The sequence below is a fragment of the Sphingobacterium sp. UBA7038 genome, from assembly GCF_002494055.1.
In the GTDB taxonomy this organism is placed as follows: domain Bacteria; phylum Bacteroidota; class Bacteroidia; order Sphingobacteriales; family Sphingobacteriaceae; genus Sphingobacterium; species Sphingobacterium multivorum.
On sequence record NZ_DLAV01000004.1, the window covers coordinates 1 to 14,871 of the forward strand.

17 protein-coding genes are annotated in these 14,871 nt (G+C 40.7%); all 17 read right to left on the bottom strand.

What is annotated here, in order from left to right; translation table 11 throughout:
- Nucleotides 1-78: 78 nt before the first annotated feature.
- Nucleotides 79-768: an OmpA family protein gene (locus tag B3H30_RS00590; RefSeq protein WP_172462318.1), complete on the bottom strand. Its 690-nt coding sequence runs from the start codon at nucleotides 766-768 to the stop codon at nucleotides 79-81.
- Between the two features lie 211 nt (nucleotides 769-979).
- A complete protein-coding gene (locus B3H30_RS00595; protein WP_070561645.1) occupies nucleotides 980-1,732 on the bottom strand; it encodes a hypothetical protein in 753 nt (250 codons plus the stop codon).
- Between the two features lie 206 nt (nucleotides 1,733-1,938).
- A complete protein-coding gene (locus B3H30_RS00600) occupies nucleotides 1,939-2,337 on the bottom strand; it encodes a hypothetical protein (RefSeq protein WP_070561647.1) in 399 nt (132 codons plus the stop codon).
- A gap of 11 nt (nucleotides 2,338-2,348) precedes the next feature.
- Nucleotides 2,349-3,758 (bottom strand): 23S rRNA (uracil(1939)-C(5))-methyltransferase RlmD, encoded by a 1,410-nt coding sequence (gene rlmD / locus B3H30_RS00605; protein WP_070561796.1) that lies wholly within the window; start codon nucleotides 3,756-3,758, stop codon nucleotides 2,349-2,351.
- Between the two features lie 424 nt (nucleotides 3,759-4,182).
- A complete protein-coding gene (locus B3H30_RS00610) occupies nucleotides 4,183-4,758 on the bottom strand; it encodes a TetR/AcrR family transcriptional regulator (RefSeq protein WP_046674798.1) in 576 nt (191 codons plus the stop codon).
- Between the two features lie 125 nt (nucleotides 4,759-4,883).
- Nucleotides 4,884-5,924, bottom strand: coding sequence for a phenylalanine--tRNA ligase subunit alpha (gene pheS, locus B3H30_RS00615; RefSeq protein WP_046674797.1), 1,041 nt, complete (start codon nucleotides 5,922-5,924; stop codon nucleotides 4,884-4,886).
- A gap of 236 nt (nucleotides 5,925-6,160) precedes the next feature.
- Entirely contained in the window at nucleotides 6,161-6,619 is a 459-nt protein-coding gene (locus tag B3H30_RS00620) for a single-stranded DNA-binding protein (protein WP_046674796.1), read from the bottom strand.
- 19 nt (nucleotides 6,620-6,638) lie between these two features.
- On the bottom strand, nucleotides 6,639-7,688 hold the full coding sequence (gene mutY / locus B3H30_RS00625; RefSeq protein WP_286832985.1) for an A/G-specific adenine glycosylase: 1,050 nt from the start codon (nucleotides 7,686-7,688) through the stop codon (nucleotides 6,639-6,641).
- A gap of 42 nt (nucleotides 7,689-7,730) precedes the next feature.
- On the bottom strand, nucleotides 7,731-8,213 hold the full coding sequence (locus B3H30_RS00630; protein WP_053003768.1) for a hypothetical protein: 483 nt from the start codon (nucleotides 8,211-8,213) through the stop codon (nucleotides 7,731-7,733).
- Nucleotides 8,206-9,147, bottom strand: coding sequence for an urease accessory protein UreD (locus tag B3H30_RS00635; protein ID WP_112373964.1), 942 nt, complete (start codon nucleotides 9,145-9,147; stop codon nucleotides 8,206-8,208). Before B3H30_RS00635 ends, B3H30_RS00630 begins: the two co-directional genes overlap by 8 nt.
- Before the next feature lie 12 nt (nucleotides 9,148-9,159).
- Nucleotides 9,160-9,780 carry an urease accessory protein UreG gene (ureG, locus tag B3H30_RS00640; RefSeq protein ID WP_046674969.1) on the bottom strand — a complete coding sequence of 207 codons (621 nt, stop codon included), beginning with the start codon at nucleotides 9,778-9,780 and terminating at the stop codon, nucleotides 9,160-9,162.
- Nucleotides 9,781-9,796: 16 nt separating this feature from the next.
- Nucleotides 9,797-10,483: an urease accessory protein UreF gene (locus B3H30_RS00645; protein WP_070561653.1), complete on the bottom strand. Its 687-nt coding sequence runs from the start codon at nucleotides 10,481-10,483 to the stop codon at nucleotides 9,797-9,799.
- A 23-nt stretch (nucleotides 10,484-10,506) separates the two neighbouring features.
- On the bottom strand, nucleotides 10,507-11,001 hold the full coding sequence (locus tag B3H30_RS00650; protein ID WP_112373965.1) for an urease accessory protein UreE: 495 nt from the start codon (nucleotides 10,999-11,001) through the stop codon (nucleotides 10,507-10,509).
- Nucleotides 11,002-11,011: 10 nt separating this feature from the next.
- Nucleotides 11,012-12,862, bottom strand: coding sequence for an urease subunit alpha (gene ureC / locus B3H30_RS00655; protein WP_046674791.1), 1,851 nt, complete (start codon nucleotides 12,860-12,862; stop codon nucleotides 11,012-11,014).
- A 2-nt stretch (nucleotides 12,863-12,864) separates the two neighbouring features.
- Nucleotides 12,865-13,236 (bottom strand): urease subunit beta, encoded by a 372-nt coding sequence (gene ureB / locus B3H30_RS00660; protein WP_070561656.1) that lies wholly within the window; start codon nucleotides 13,234-13,236, stop codon nucleotides 12,865-12,867.
- 15 nt (nucleotides 13,237-13,251) lie between these two features.
- Entirely contained in the window at nucleotides 13,252-13,554 is a 303-nt protein-coding gene (gene ureA, locus B3H30_RS00665; RefSeq protein ID WP_046674789.1) for an urease subunit gamma, read from the bottom strand.
- Nucleotides 13,555-13,591: 37 nt separating this feature from the next.
- On the bottom strand, nucleotides 13,592-14,782 hold the full coding sequence (locus B3H30_RS00670; protein WP_070561658.1) for a porin: 1,191 nt from the start codon (nucleotides 14,780-14,782) through the stop codon (nucleotides 13,592-13,594).
- Nucleotides 14,783-14,871 lie beyond the last annotated feature (89 nt).

The window sequence follows — 14,871 nt, forward strand, 5'->3', positions numbered from 1 at the left end:
TAAATTTGAGACAGCTTCTTTCTATGATTCGCAATCAAGTCAAACAGACTCCGAAAAGACCAAAGTCCTGAATCAGATTTATTGACCTGCTTGTTGTTTTGCTTCTTTCTTCATTTGATCACCTGCCACAATCACGATTTCAACACGACGATTTTGAGCACGTCCTGCTTCCGTATCGTTACTTGCAATTGGCTCAGAGAAGTTTCTACCTTCAGTTCTAATACGCGAAGACGCTAAGCCTTTAGATACCGCAAATGCACGTACAGAATTTGCGCGGTCCAAAGACACTTTTTCATTCGCAGCCAACGTACCTACATTATCTGTATGTCCGATAACCAGGATTTCAGTACCTTGTTCTTTGTTCAAGGTTGTTACCAAATTTGCGATATTATCTTTAGCTGACGCTTTTAAATCTGATTTATTGAAATCGAATAAAATACCTGAATCAAACTTAACCACGATTCCTTCCGCAGATTGTGTAACTTCCGCGCCTTCAACAGTTTTAGAAATCTCAGCGGCTTGCTTATCCATTTTTTTACCGATCAATACACCTGCAGCACCACCAATGGCAGCACCAGCCAAAGTACCTATTGCCGTATTACCAGCTTTACCTCCGATCAATGCACCCAATGCACCACCGGCAACACCACCGATTACGCCGCCTTTAGTTGTATTATTTGTATTTTGGATGGTAGAACAACTTCCAAATAACATAGCTGAGGTTGCAACTGTCAAACCTAATACAGCCAATTTTCTATTCATTTTCATATGTATGCTATCTAAGACTTTTAATATTCAAATTAAATACCGTTCTACTAAAATCAAACAAAGTGCCAAAAGATATTTTTATCAACTTTTTTGTTACAAAACACGAAAAAAGGCACTTAAAACTTCCGAAAATGACGTTGATACGCTACAAAATTTTAAATCACCTTTTCCGACCTTACAATCAGCTAACAGTAACAAAAGCAAAATGTTTTTATTTTTCTTGAGTCTTTACTTCAATATCAGGTAAAAGAGCCCCTTTAGGCCTTCCCTTGGCATTAAAGTCGTCCATAGACTGCTGTACGTAATGCATTAGATCGTACTGTCCCCAATGCTCAGCAAGATCAAACGATGGACGATAGCGTATCATAAAAGCATCTAATTCTGTACTATCCAGTTTCGTCAGGTTTTTAACAGCCTCCCGAGAAAAAATACGATCAACTTGCAACTCATCCTTCTCCCTATCCATAAAACGCCCAAAGCGTTTGGCGTTCTTGGCTTCCCGTCCAAAAAGATTATAAAGCGCTGTTGCCGGGCTACCCAGATAGGTCCCGAACTTATTTTTACCCCCATTATAAACGCCCTTTTTAGCGTAATTACTCATGGCATCATTTAATTCGGCCTCCTTTGTTTTTCGTTCAACGATGACAGTCTCCAATCGGATCCCTTCTTGCAACTCCACATAAAACTCGTTCAGGTTGGTCAGCACAGTTTTAACCGGTGAATACCCAACTTTTGTAAAAGACAAGGAATCTCCTACCGATGCATCAATCGTAAAAACACCAAAAGAGTTACTCAACGTAGACCTGTGTGTACGCATATTAAGCACCACAGCATCTCCAATGCGATTACCGTTACCTTTTTGCAGCACCATCCCCGAAACCTTCTGCAACTGTTGCGCAGTAGCACCGAAATAGGTGAATAACAGTAAAAAAAGCCCTAATATATGTATCTGTATTATTTTCATCCTAATATTTCTCTTCAATTACCCCAATTGGTTTCAGTGCGATTGTGATTCTCAACAATTTTATTGGGTCAAACATTCATTTCCGTAAAGAACAGTTTATAATTTATTTCAATTTATTAATTCCCTGTTACACCTAACCTACTTTGCTAAAAGTAGTAATAGTTTGACACTTGTACTGTTAAAAAAGTTTAAATATTCTTTGTTGATCACTTGTATGGATAAAAAACAAAATTAGCGCCTTCAGCAACGACAACAAATAAGCACATATAGTCTTTCGCAGGTTTATAGTTCTGAATAAAAGAAGCCTTACGATCTTCTTGAATAATATCCATTTCTACAAACTCTTCCAATGTAGAGGCATTTATACTCCATTTTGTTTCCAATTCTTTACGATCCAATATCAGTTCACCAACAGAAACTTCATGCTGATGTGCAACAAAAATAGGATAGTCAGAATAACCTTCTTCAACAATCTCCTGCGCTACCTCACGGATTGATTCACTATAAAAATCGAGATCTACCTGCAAACTCTTCAATGGACTTTGCGCTGTAGACGCTGTATTTTCTTCTCTTGCAGATCCTGCAAATAAATCTTCTACTTCCATATGGTATCCTATTACTTCTTTAACTCCAATAAAACGACATTCTCAACGTGTTGCGTATGCGGAAACATATCTACCGGCTTGATCCGCTTCACCTCATATTTTTCGCCTAACAACACCAAATCGCGGGCCTGTGTAGCAGCATTACAACTGACATATACAATACGCGGCGATTCCATTTCTAACAAACGCGCTACAACGTCAGCGTGCATTCCTGCACGTGGTGGATCGGTAATAACCACATCCGGTTTACCGTGTTCGGCGATAAAGGAAGGGGTCAACACATCTTTCATATCACCGGCGTAAAACTTTGTATTCGTGATATCATTGATCGACGAATTCACTTTAGCGTCCTCAATGGCAGTGGGAACATACTCTACACCCACAACTTCTCTTGCCTTCTTAGCGACAAAGTTTGCAATTGTACCTGCTCCTGTATACAAATCATACACCAGCTCATCCCCCTTTAAATTGGCAAAGTCACGTGTGATTTTATACAGCTCATACGCTTGTGCAGAGTTTGTTTGATAGAACGACTTAGGCCCCACTTTGTAACGCAAGCCCTCCATCTCCTCATAGATAAAGTCACGACCTGCATATACATGAATATCCTGGTCGAAGATTGTATCATTGCGTTTCTGGTTTACGATATATAACAAGGAAGCGACTTGAGGAAACTTTTCTTTAACAAATTCCATCAACAACTCAACCTGTCCTTCTTCAGGATATGCAAACACAACGATCACCATCATCTCCCCGGTAGACGAGATACGGATAATCAAATTGCGCAATACACCGGTGTGTTCACGCAGATCGTAGAACGTCATACCTTGACTAAGCGCAAAATCACGAATGCTGTTGCGAACTTCATTTGACGGATCTTCTTGCAAAAAACAATGATCAATATCTAAAATCTTATCAAAACGCCCTGGCACGTGAAAACCTAGCGCATTCATTTCCAATTGGGACGCATCTTCATCAACTGAAGTCAACCATTTTTTGTTGGAAAATGTATATTCTAATTTATTTCTATAGTATTCCGTTTGCGCAGAGCCCAAGATACTTTCCATCGCTGAAGTATCCACTTTCCCAATACGCGATAGGGCATTATCGACAGATTGTTGCTTGAATTTTAATTGAGCATCATAGGTCATATGCTGCCATTTACATCCACCACACACACCGAAATGTTCACAAAACGGATCTACGCGATAAGATGAAGCCTCTTTTAAACTGGTTACCCGAGCTTCCGCAAAATTCTTTTTCTTGCGCATAAGCTCCACGTCAACAACATCACCGGGAACAGCTTTTTCTACAAACAAAACCAAATCTTCGGTTTTTCCAACACCTCTACCCTCTTCGGCAATATCAATGATGGCAATATCTTTCAAGAACTTTTTCTCTTGCGGAATTCTTCTACTCATAGGGTGCAAAAATACAAATTTATACCGATTTTTCATCTGCATAAATGATTTATAGCCATTGATTATCACTGGCATAAACGAGTACCTGACGGGTATGATAAGTTTCAAGCGAATAAAATACGGGGATCAGATTCGGACATTGTTCGTACCTTATTCGGATGCGATACAGATTGTGTACCAATACTGACCAGATTCTGACCTGACTCTGAACAGGAATTATCTGTTCCGAGTCAGGTCAATAATAGTTGCAAGAGTGTTCATCTCCGAAGGTGGTACGAACACAATACGAATACAACCCGGCAACAGCATGAACGTTGCAGAGCATCATAAAAAAGTGAGCATGCAAAAAAGATAAGATGTAAACCTTTTTCAGCAATGGACATAACGTCGCGAATTAGAAAGGGATGCGCGCGTTATAACAACTTTACTGAACTGTTGCCTGAACAAGATAAGGAAGGATTTCTTTCTGAAACGAAATAAAGTTTTTCCGCACATCGGCATCTGAGACAGCCGTAAAAGCAAAAGAAAACACAATACTTTTACTGGACTTGATCAAAAAGGTTAGCTTCTCTTCGCTAATCGCTTCATTTATCTTTTCATTCTGAATGAATGTACTTAAGAGCAGAAACTCCAAATCTTCAGACAGCGTTTTTAAATATTCTTGGGCGTTTGCAGATTCCCGGATAAATTCCCAGCCGATCAATTCATTGCAAGCCGTATAGGTCAGTCGGCTTACCCGCAATATTGTTGAAGCCAAAAACGAAGCCATATCATCTTCATATTTGGTTGTTTTCAAAATATCCTGCAGACTCGCACGAAGATAATCCATGAGAATGGCATGCAGGATCATTTCTTTACTATCAAAATACTTGTACACTGTCGCCTTCGCAATCTTAGCTTTTTTTGCCAATGTGTTCACACTGGTTTTATGATAGCCATTTTGACGAAAGAGCTCACGTGCTGTTCTTTTTATGGATTCAATAATATAATCTGGTTCCATATACGTTAGATCGTACGAATGTTGAAAGTCATCTACAAAGCCTAAAGACCAAAAAGCATCACATTGTTCTCTTGCCTAGTTATCGTAGAGAATAATGTGATGCCACAATCTTTACAATGAATAATTTATATTAATTCAGTCTCAAATTGAGACAAGAAACGTGTGTCATTTTCTGAGAAAAGACGTAAGTCTTTAATCACATATTTAAGGTTTGTGATACGTTCTATTCCCATACCAAAAGCAAAACCAGAATACTTTTTACTATCGATACCACAGTTATCAAGCACGTTAGGATCGACCATACCGCAACCTAAAATTTCTACCCAGCCAGAGTACTTACACAAGTTACACCCTGCCCCCTTGCAGATTGTACAGGAGATATCCATTTCGGCCGAAGGTTCAGTGAAAGGAAAATAGGACGGACGGAAACGCACTTTGGTACCTTCACCATACATCTCTTGAACAAAATGATATAACGTTTGTTTCAAATCGGCAAAAGAAACATTTTCGTCTACATATAAACCTTCTACCTGATGAAAGAAACAGTGCGCACGGGCTGATATAGCTTCATTTCTATAAACACGTCCAGGCATTATCGCACGAAATGGCGGTTTACCGGCTTCCATTAAACGCACCTGAACCGAAGAGGTGTGCGTTCTCAATGTAATGTCATTACCTTCTTGTTTTTTGATAAAGAAAGTATCTTGCATATCACGCGCAGGATGTTCCGGCGGAAAATTTAGTGCGGAGAAATTATGCCAATCATCTTCAATTTCCGGTCCTTCTGATACAATAAAGCCTAATTTCTTGAAAATTTCAACAATTTCTTTACGAACTAAAGAGATGGGATGTCTAGACCCCAGCTGAAAACCTTGACCAGGCAATGTTAAATCACCCGCTAGTTCCTGGGATTTTTGCTTCTCACCAGACCCGAACTTTTCTTGTGCTTCTTTGAATGTATTTTCTGCTAACTGCTTAAATTCATTCAACACTTTTCCCAAAGTACGCTTCTCTTCAGGCGTAACTGTTTTGAATTCATCAAAAAGATTTTTCACAATCCCTTTGGAAACCAAAAACTTCAATCTGAAATTTTCTACATCGGCTGAAGAAGCTGGCGCAAATGCCTTAATCTCTTCAGTATACTGCGTAATTCTATCTTGCAACATAATTAGAGCAAACATAGCCAAAATTTCCACCAAAAAGAAATTTTGAACTTCGACCGGGCATTAAAAACATCACAACAGAAACAGCATGCTCGCTTGGGAGAAAGGAATCAGATTATACGGCTAAAACGCTGATAAAACAAAAGAGCGGGCTTAGTTGCCTGCTCTTTTGTTTTATCGATGATTTTACAATAGTTATTATACATGTAAAGTTTTTACATAATCTCAAATTCTTCAGCTTAAAATGGTAATGGATTATCCTCCTGATCATTCTCCGTAAAATCGACCTCCACTTCCTTATCTTCGACTTTTTGCGCCTGCGTGTTTGCTGTATTACCAGCACTTACACCAGCATTCGGTTCAAAATCCGATTTACGACCTAAAAGCGTGAAGGTTTCAGCGACAACCTCTGTAGCATATCGTCTAATACCCTCCTTATCCTCATAAGTACGCGTCCGCAGTCGACCTTCAATATAAACTAACTTCCCCTTTGTTAGATATTTTACAGCCACGTCAGCCAGACCTCGCCACATTACAATATTGTGCCATTCGGTTTGTTCTACTCTTTTCCCGTCTTTGTTATACGTTTCTGATGTTGCCAATGGAAAACTGGCAACAGAGACATTACCTTCTAAATAGCGAATTTCGGGATCTTTTCCAAGATGTCCCACTAAAATGACTTTGTTAACTCCTGACATAATTTAAAAGCATAAATGGTTAAAAATTTGACCTTTCCAAAAAGGTAAAGATCAACTTGTGTTTAGCTAATTTATCTAAATCTTTTAGAAATACATAATCCCAATTGGATTTTTTTTGAATTAGATCGCCTTTTAACCGCACCTCAAAAATTGTCGCGTAGATATTCTGATGACTCAGGATATGTTTTGTCTGCTGCTGTAAAACATAAAGTTGTGCATCGGGGCCGAAACAGGAAATAAACCACTCATCGCTAAGAACATCCGGAATAGACAAGCTGTAGTTAGACTCCAAAAGCGGAAACTCATATAGGTTCTGCCAAACGTCACTTGCACCGCGTTTGGACATCAGTATCCGATCGTTGTCCTTCAAGATAAAATAATTAAAGTATCTATCTTTACTTGCCTTGGCTTTAAGCTTTACAGGCAACTGCTCTACCTGCCCCTGACTCAGCGCATAACAGGAAGGACGAAACATACAGAATTCACATAAAGGCAGCTTGGGCTTACAATGGGTAGCCCCAAAATCCATAATTGCCTGATTATACAATGCCGGGTGTTTACGATCAAGATTTTCTTTAGCGATAGCTGTAAAAATCTTCTTTCCTTCTGTAGAATTGATAGGTGTTTCTATGCCATAGTATCGCGCTAGTACACGAAACACATTTCCATCCAATACCGCCTGGGCTTCATCGTTCGCAAAAGAAGATATCGCCGCAGCAGTATACTCACCTATTCCCGGAAGCGTTATTAATGTTTGATAATCTACCGGAAAGACACCCTGATACTGATCGCGAACAATTCGGGCAGCCTTATGCATGTTCCGTCCTCGAGAATAATAACCCAGACCTTGCCAAAGATGGAGAATATCATCTTCTTCTGCATTCGCAAATTCCACAACATTCTTAAATCGCTCGACAAAACGTACATAATAGGGTAAGCCCTGTTCGACACGAGTCTGTTGCAGAATAATTTCAGAAAGCCATATTTTGTAGGCATCTTTTGTTTCTCGCCACGGCAGATCTCGTTTATGCTGTCGATACCATGCTTGCAATTCCTCGCCAAATTTCATAGCGACAAAAATGCGCAATTTTTCGCTAAAACCAACATTTCATCATTCGAGGATAGGCCTACGAATGTAGGTAATCTGCTCATCAGGTTCCAAAATCGTATTTTCCAACGTGATAAAGCCCTTGTATTTTTCTTTTAGCGCCTGATAGAGACGTCCGTCATAGGAAACAGCAAATCGCCCATCTGCTTTGAGATAAACTGGCAGATGCCGATTGCCCACGTCGAAGCAGAACTCGCCCACAACTGATAGATTCTGACAATCCAACAATACACAAAGACAAGGTAAAATGTTGACCTGGATAAATAAATCACCGCGATGATAAATACACTGTCCTGAACGCAGTGCGCTGCTATCATCGCGCTGTATGCGCACCAGATTACCCTTTCTTGTTTTTCGCTGGATAACGCGCTTATTTACTTCATAATAGGAAAGATCCAAAATATCTGAATCGCGGCCCAGCTTCAATTGGTCAAAATCAGGGATAACATCAATCCATATCTCCTCGTGCAGGCTCTCCTTATGCATAATTAGTTCCTTCCACCACGACAGCTTCCATCAACTCGGGCTTACTTTTTCGACGGGGTTTGCGCTGTTCAATGACGCTGATTTCCTCGGCCTTCGATTTCTCATCTTCCGCTATCGCTTCAACTGTTGTCTCTTCCTTCTTTTCAGAAAGCTTATATTGTGTAAAATCCCAACACAATTGGCCCAACATGTGTAAGAAGTCGTACAATAACTCTCCATCAGTACCCAAAGCACGCAGGATAACCACATCTTTTGAAGCCTGTGTAAAACCATAAGAAATATCGTTGTATTCGACAGTTAAGATTTCATCCAATTCATATTTTAATTCTTGCGCAAAAAGAGCCGAGAACACAAAAGTGGCCTGATGGGTGTATCCCTCAAAAAACAACATCTTCTGTATCGGCTGACTTTTGGGCCGCAAAACCTGATTGTCAATAAAAGACAGTTTACCATTTCTAAAAATCTTGGTTTGCGTATGCAGACTATCGAACTCAAATGCCTCTTTCATGTGGATTCTACCCACACTAATAATATCCCCCCACATCAAAACCGCATCTTCAGCCAAGTGAATATGATTGCTTGCCTTGAAAATAGAATCCTTAAACGGCGTTACTGGGTGTGGAATGTAATGAAATAGGCCTCCGGCATCCACATGCACATCCGTATGTTGCTTTGCTCCCGTTTTCATGGGGTGAAGCTTATTGAAGGACTGTGTAAAAAGCTTCAATTGTGCATCTTTTTTCACACGAACATCAATATGCAAATAATCCGTATCCATAATACCAGGCGATGCACTCATGATGATCATTTCCAAATGGTTGGTCAATCCTGCAGCGCCATAATGCGTTAGTTTATAAGGTGCATTATGATAACTCTCCTTCAATCTGCTTCTGCCGTCCTCTTTGGCAACATTTAATACGATTTTGCTATCCATATACGATAAAATTTAGCCTACAGGCTCCAACAAAGCATACTTTTTGATCCATGATTTTACATCTTCCAAACCTTCTAAAGTCATTAAGTTTGTAAAAATAAATGGTCGTTCACCGCGCATGCGGATGGTGTCCTGACGCATCACTTCCAAGTCCGCATTTACATAAGGGGCAAGGTCTATTTTATTGATCAACAACAGATCCGAGCGCGTAATACCTGGCCCGCCTTTACGTGGCATTTTTTCGCCTTCAGCAACATCAAGAACGAATATGGTCAAATCGGCTAGATCCGGACTAAACGTGGCTGTCAGATTATCACCCCCACTTTCAACAAATATCAGTTCCACATCCTCAAAACGATGCGCTAATTCTTCTACAGCTTCAATATTCATCGAAGCATCTTCACGGATTGCCGTATGCGGGCAACCTCCTGTTTCAACACCAATAATACGTTCAGCGGGCAGTGCCGAATTCTGCTGTAGATACATCGCGTCCTCACGCGTATAAATATCATTCGTTACAACACAAATACTATAATCTGCCGACATCGAACGTGTCAACCGTTCAATAAGTGCCGTCTTGCCAGAGCCCACAGGACCAGCAACACCAATTTTCACGTAATTTCTCTTAGACATCTTTATTTCAATTTTTTTACGAAATGTAAATTCTCGTGTATAATTTTTCATGTTGCATGCATCGAATATCCTGAGCGATACAACAATTTCCAATTAGATCCTCATCCAGTTCGGGCTGTAATCCGACCAATTTATTAATCAAGGGCTGCAGTTTAAACAAAATCTGCTGTGCATCCATTTGGCTAATGGGAACCAGTTTGGCACAATTCGTCATAATACCATTCAAAGAATTATAATAAAAAGCGCTCAGTGCGTCTGCATAACTAATTTCCTGTGCATGGGCAAACATGGCAAATGCCATTGCATAGTGACCATGCAGTTCTTGCGCATTGATAGCCTTTAGATAAGCCGAACAACGCTTGACCGGTTTTAACTTTTCTGTTAATTTCAAAAACCGTATTCCCAATTTTTTACTGGCATCCCGAATCTCATAGGGGGCTTTGAAAGCAGTAATTAATGCATCCAGTTCAGCGATCTTTTTCTTGGTTGCTCTTGATTCACACAATTGCCAGGCCTTATGAAAAAAAGCGGCATCGTTGTAATAGAAGCTATGCTCCAATAAAGTCTGTGCATATTCTTTTGCTGTTTTAGCATCATGTACAATCTCTTTATTGATATAGGTTTCCAAGCCATAGGAATGTGTGAAGCCTCCAATCGGAAATACAGAGTCGTTAATCTGCATTAATGTCAACAATGGATTCATATGTAATCGTTATTAATTAAGTATTAAAGCCCCTTGGCCAAGGTAATTTTATGCTGGACTACAGCATACTGATGTATGCGTAAAGTATGGGTTCTTTCAATCACCCGTAACTCTTTCGTCGGTGTAAAACCGGCCCTTTCTAAGATTTCCCAGAGGGGGTTTTCATACGCTGCAATAATTTCATGTGCAGCGTTTATGAAAACAGGGATATGTTTATTGCCAATTTCGAGACATATCCGAGCCATATCCAAGAGGTTTTTGGGGCGTACAACAAGGCAAGGACAGGGCAATATTCGAACAGCGATGCGCAGGTCCTTTGTTTCAAACAAAATATCACCGTCGAACAAGGATTCCGTTCCTAAATTTTTAAAGCCTATTTCGCGGCCTGCAACAGTGAAGCCCCGGATAATACGTCTTTCCGTATCGAACCATTCGAGTTCCAAAAAATCAAGTTCAACGCCGTCCTGATCGGTGCCATCGGTCCAAATATTCCCCTTAATGTCTCTTGCTAACAACATAAATAACCAATTAGAATAAGAAGTACCGTTGGGCCATTGGAAGTTCCTTCAACGGTTCACAGGTTGCCAACACACCATCTACTGTCACTTCGTATGTTTCTGGATTAACGACGATATTTGGTGTAGCATGATTATGGACCATATCTTTTTTCATCACCGTACGACATCCCTCCACAGGCAGACATTTACGCGATAAATTCAATTTTTGAATATTTCCGTTCTCCAACGAAATTTTCGAAACGAAATTGAAGCATAGTTTTGAAACTGCTTTACCGTAATTTCCAAACATTGGCCTATAAATAATAGGCTGTGGTGTCGGAATCGACGCATTGGCGTCCCCCATTTTAGCACCCAAAATCATACCTCCTTTGATGATCAACTCGGGCTTTACACCAAATAATTCCGGTTTCCAAAGGATCAAATCGGCATACTTTCCTTTTTCAATCGAACCGATATATTGATCAATACCATGTGCTTTAGCAGGGTTGATTGTAAATTTAGATACATAACGTTTGACACGGAAGTTATCATTTTCTTTGCCTTTATCTTCAGCTAAAGGGCCGCGTTGGATTTTCATCTTATGGGCCGTTTGGAATGTACGGGAAATAACCTCTCCCACACGTCCCATCGCTTGGCTATCCGAACTCATAATGGAGAATACACCCATGTCTTGCAAAATATCTTCGGCAGCGATGGTCTGAGGACGGATACGTGAATCAGCAAATGCTACATCTTCTTTCACATTTTTATCCAAGTGATGGCAGACCATCAACATGTCCAAATGTTCTTCAGCAGTATTTACCGTAAAAGGTTTTGTTGGATTGGTAGATGCAGGGAGGATATTGGGATACATGGCGATCTTAATAATATCCGGAGCGTGTCCACCGCCAGCTCCTTCCGTGTGGAAAGTATGGATTACACGACCATCTATGGCGGCAACAGTATCTTCCAGGAAACCGGCTTCATTCAACGTGTCGGTATGGATTGCGACTTGTACATCGTATTTATCAGCAACTTTCAATGCCGCATCAATTGTTGCCGGAGTAGCCCCCCAATCTTCATGGATTTTGACGCCCAGTGCTCCAGCTTCAATTTGTTCTTCGATAGGTTTAGTGGTCGATACGTTACCTTTTCCGAAAAAGCCAACATTGATAGGAAGGTTTTCAAAAGCTTCAAACATACGCTCGATATACCACTTTCCTGAAGTCACTGTCGTGGCCAGTGTTCCGTCGGCTGGTCCCGCACCGCCACCAATGAACGTGGTTACTCCAGAATATAGGGCTGTTTCAATCTGTTGCGGCGAGATAAAGTGAATGTGCGTATCAATACCGCCGGCAGTTAGTATATAGCCTGCTCCCCCATGTACTTCCGTAGACGCACCGATGATCATGCCCTCGGTTACACCATCCTGTACATCTGGGTTTCCAGCTTTACCAATACCGACAATTTTACCATCCTTAATTCCGATATCACCTTTTACGATACCCCAGTGGTCGATGATAATGACATTAGTGATGCAAAAATCCAATACCCCCTCATCACGCAAGGCACGGGCAGATTGTCCCATACCGTCACGAATGGTTTTACCACCGCCAAACTTGTTCTCTTCTCCGTAAACATTGAAATCTTTTTCAATTTCAATGAAAAGCTCTGTATCTGCCAGACGAACCTTATCTCCAGTGGTGGGTCCAAAAAGAGCAGCATATTTGTCTCTTGGGATATAAAGTTCCCCATCAACATATTTTACAGATGATTTATCTAAACCTAGTTTATCTAAACCAAGCGCATGTAGACCAACAGTAGTTCCCAACGTGGTGAGTCCTACGACTTTAATCCATTCGCGTCTATTCCATCCTCCCATAGTTACTTCGATTGTCTGAATTTTAATTTTTTCATTTTATCAATGGCTTTGCTTTTCACCGATTGATCTGTATACTTACCATTTGTCAATCCATTAAAACCGTGGATTTCCTTACTTCCGCCAAATTCAACCAGAACAACTGATTTTTGTTCCCCTGGTTCAAAACGAACAGCGGTACTGGCTGGAATATTCAAGCGCATCCCAAACGCTTTCTCTCTGTCGAAGGAAAGCAACTTGTTGGCTTCAAAGAAATGATAGTGTGAACCCACCTGAATAGGTCGGTCACCTTCATTTTTCACAACGATGCTTGTGGTTCTGTGCCCAACATTAGCTTTGATTTCCTCTTTTTTTAAAATGTATTCTCCTGGAATCATATCATTCAATATTTATTAACGAATAGGATCATGGACAGTCACCAATTTAGTACCGTCCGGAAAAGTTACTTCGATTTGAACATCATGGATCATTTCGGGGACTCCTTCCATGACTTGGCTCCTTTTCAATAAAGTAGTACCATAAGACATTAAGTCCGCCACAGACCTCCCGTCCCTAGCCTCCTCCATGATCTGGGCACTGATGTAAGCGATACACTCTGGATAATTTAATTTTACCCCGCGTTTCAATCGCTTAGCCGCCAATTCGCCGGCCAAATGCAACAGCAGCTTTTCTGTTTCTCTCGGTGTTAAACGCATAAAAAAATAGTTATTTGTTAATTTGTTAAAGGAATTATTATAAAACTGGAATGGTAAAATATGCCCCAAAGGCTAAGCGGTTGTACTGACTCTTGGCCATATCCATATAGTCCTTATAGTTTACGGTGTTACCGACGTAACCTAGATAGAACCGAAGATCCTGGTTATGAAACGGCTTATGTTGCAAAGCCGCAAAATAGGTCCAGTTTTGGCGAAAATTCTTGCCGAGTTGCTTATCATCCCGCGATCCCGCAATCTCATAGCCACCTTTCAACGCCAGCTCCCATTTTTTACTCAAAAATTGATCATAGCGCAGTATGGCAGAGCTGTAGTTTACATCTTTGGCCAATACACGGTTCTCGCCAGTTCGACCATAAAATTCGTTGATCGCGGAAGATGCAATCATTGCATGATCGACAGCAAGATAAGAGTACTGTAAATCAAGATATAGCATCTGCTTTGCTGTTTTGAATTTATTCGCTAATGAAATGGCATGATTGGTATGTCCCTTTGCGAACTGAGCGATGTTGTAAGACCATTTCGTATTAAAACGTTTGTCCATAAATGCACCCACCCATGTGAAATAGGCTCCCATAGGCACAGTAGAGCGTTCCAAATCACCTACAGCAAAACCATTTTTTGTATGAAGCTCCATAAAACTATCATTGGTTGTGTTGTAAACTTGGGCATGCAACGAATGATTCGGGTTGACTTCATAGGATAACATTCCTCCGACGACGAAGAGATTCAATATACGGTCTACATAGTCTGTGAACTTATATTCGTAAATTGGGTTATTTTCGAACTCATAACTCCCGACCATTGCACTTTGTTTACCGGCCGTAACAGACCATTTGAGATCCTTGCCAAACTTGTACTTAATATAAGCCATATCCAAGGCACGCGATCCATTATCCTGACTCGTTGGAGCAAATGACCTATTGAGGCGAAAACGTACTTTATAGGATAATCGATCATTGTATTCCCCGCTCATCAGAATACGGGCGTCATCAAGGTTTGCTTTTGCTTGAGAAGCACCCTCGCCATTGTCCGTTTGCAGACCTGCTCTTAACAGGACATCCAATTGAAATGATTTTGCTCTCGCGGGTTCTTTCAGTAGCAAGCTGCTTCTCTGTGCCTGAACAGAGTCCGTTTGGACCTGCTCCTGCGCATGCAATGATGCTACGCCAATCCCAAGTGTTGTAAAAAGTAAACGTGTTTTTTTCATCCTTATAGTGTATTCCTCTAGGGTAAAGAAGCCATCCCGCAGTTTCAAAACAGAATTCGATTCAAAACAACAAGATAGATCCATGCTTT

Bases quoted from the DNA above. Each gene is read 5' to 3' on its own strand.
- ureB (WP_070561656.1), bottom strand. From the start codon at position 13,236: ATGATTCCAGGAGAATACATTTTAAAAAAAGAGGAAATCAAAGCTAAT.
- B3H30_RS00645 (WP_070561653.1), bottom strand. From the start codon at position 10,483: ATGAATCCATTGTTGACATTAATGCAGATTAACGACTCTGTATTTCCG.
- ureA (WP_046674789.1), bottom strand. From the start codon at position 13,554: ATGCGTTTAACACCGAGAGAAACAGAAAAGCTGCTGTTGCATTTGGCC.
- B3H30_RS00650 (WP_112373965.1), bottom strand. From the start codon at position 11,001: ATGTTGTTAGCAAGAGACATTAAGGGGAATATTTGGACCGATGGCACC.
- B3H30_RS00635 (WP_112373964.1), bottom strand. From the start codon at position 9,147: ATGGATAGCAAAATCGTATTAAATGTTGCCAAAGAGGACGGCAGAAGC.
- mutY (WP_286832985.1), bottom strand. From the start codon at position 7,688: ATGAAATTTGGCGAGGAATTGCAAGCATGGTATCGACAGCATAAACGA.
- ureG (WP_046674969.1), bottom strand. From the start codon at position 9,780: ATGTCTAAGAGAAATTACGTGAAAATTGGTGTTGCTGGTCCTGTGGGC.
- pheS (WP_046674797.1), bottom strand. From the start codon at position 5,924: ATGTTGCAAGATAGAATTACGCAGTATACTGAAGAGATTAAGGCATTT.
- B3H30_RS00600 (WP_070561647.1), bottom strand. From the start codon at position 2,337: ATGGAAGTAGAAGATTTATTTGCAGGATCTGCAAGAGAAGAAAATACA.
- B3H30_RS00670 (WP_070561658.1), bottom strand. From the start codon at position 14,782: ATGAAAAAAACACGTTTACTTTTTACAACACTTGGGATTGGCGTAGCA.
- B3H30_RS00630 (WP_053003768.1), bottom strand. From the start codon at position 8,213: ATGCATAAGGAGAGCCTGCACGAGGAGATATGGATTGATGTTATCCCT.
- B3H30_RS00610 (WP_046674798.1), bottom strand. From the start codon at position 4,758: ATGGAACCAGATTATATTATTGAATCCATAAAAAGAACAGCACGTGAG.
- B3H30_RS00590 (WP_172462318.1), bottom strand. From the start codon at position 768: ATGAAAATGAATAGAAAATTGGCTGTATTAGGTTTGACAGTTGCAACC.
- B3H30_RS00595 (WP_070561645.1), bottom strand. From the start codon at position 1,732: ATGAAAATAATACAGATACATATATTAGGGCTTTTTTTACTGTTATTC.
- rlmD (WP_070561796.1), bottom strand. From the start codon at position 3,758: ATGAGTAGAAGAATTCCGCAAGAGAAAAAGTTCTTGAAAGATATTGCC.
- ureC (WP_046674791.1), bottom strand. From the start codon at position 12,862: ATGGGAGGATGGAATAGACGCGAATGGATTAAAGTCGTAGGACTCACC.
- B3H30_RS00620 (WP_046674796.1), bottom strand. From the start codon at position 6,619: ATGTCAGGAGTTAACAAAGTCATTTTAGTGGGACATCTTGGAAAAGAT.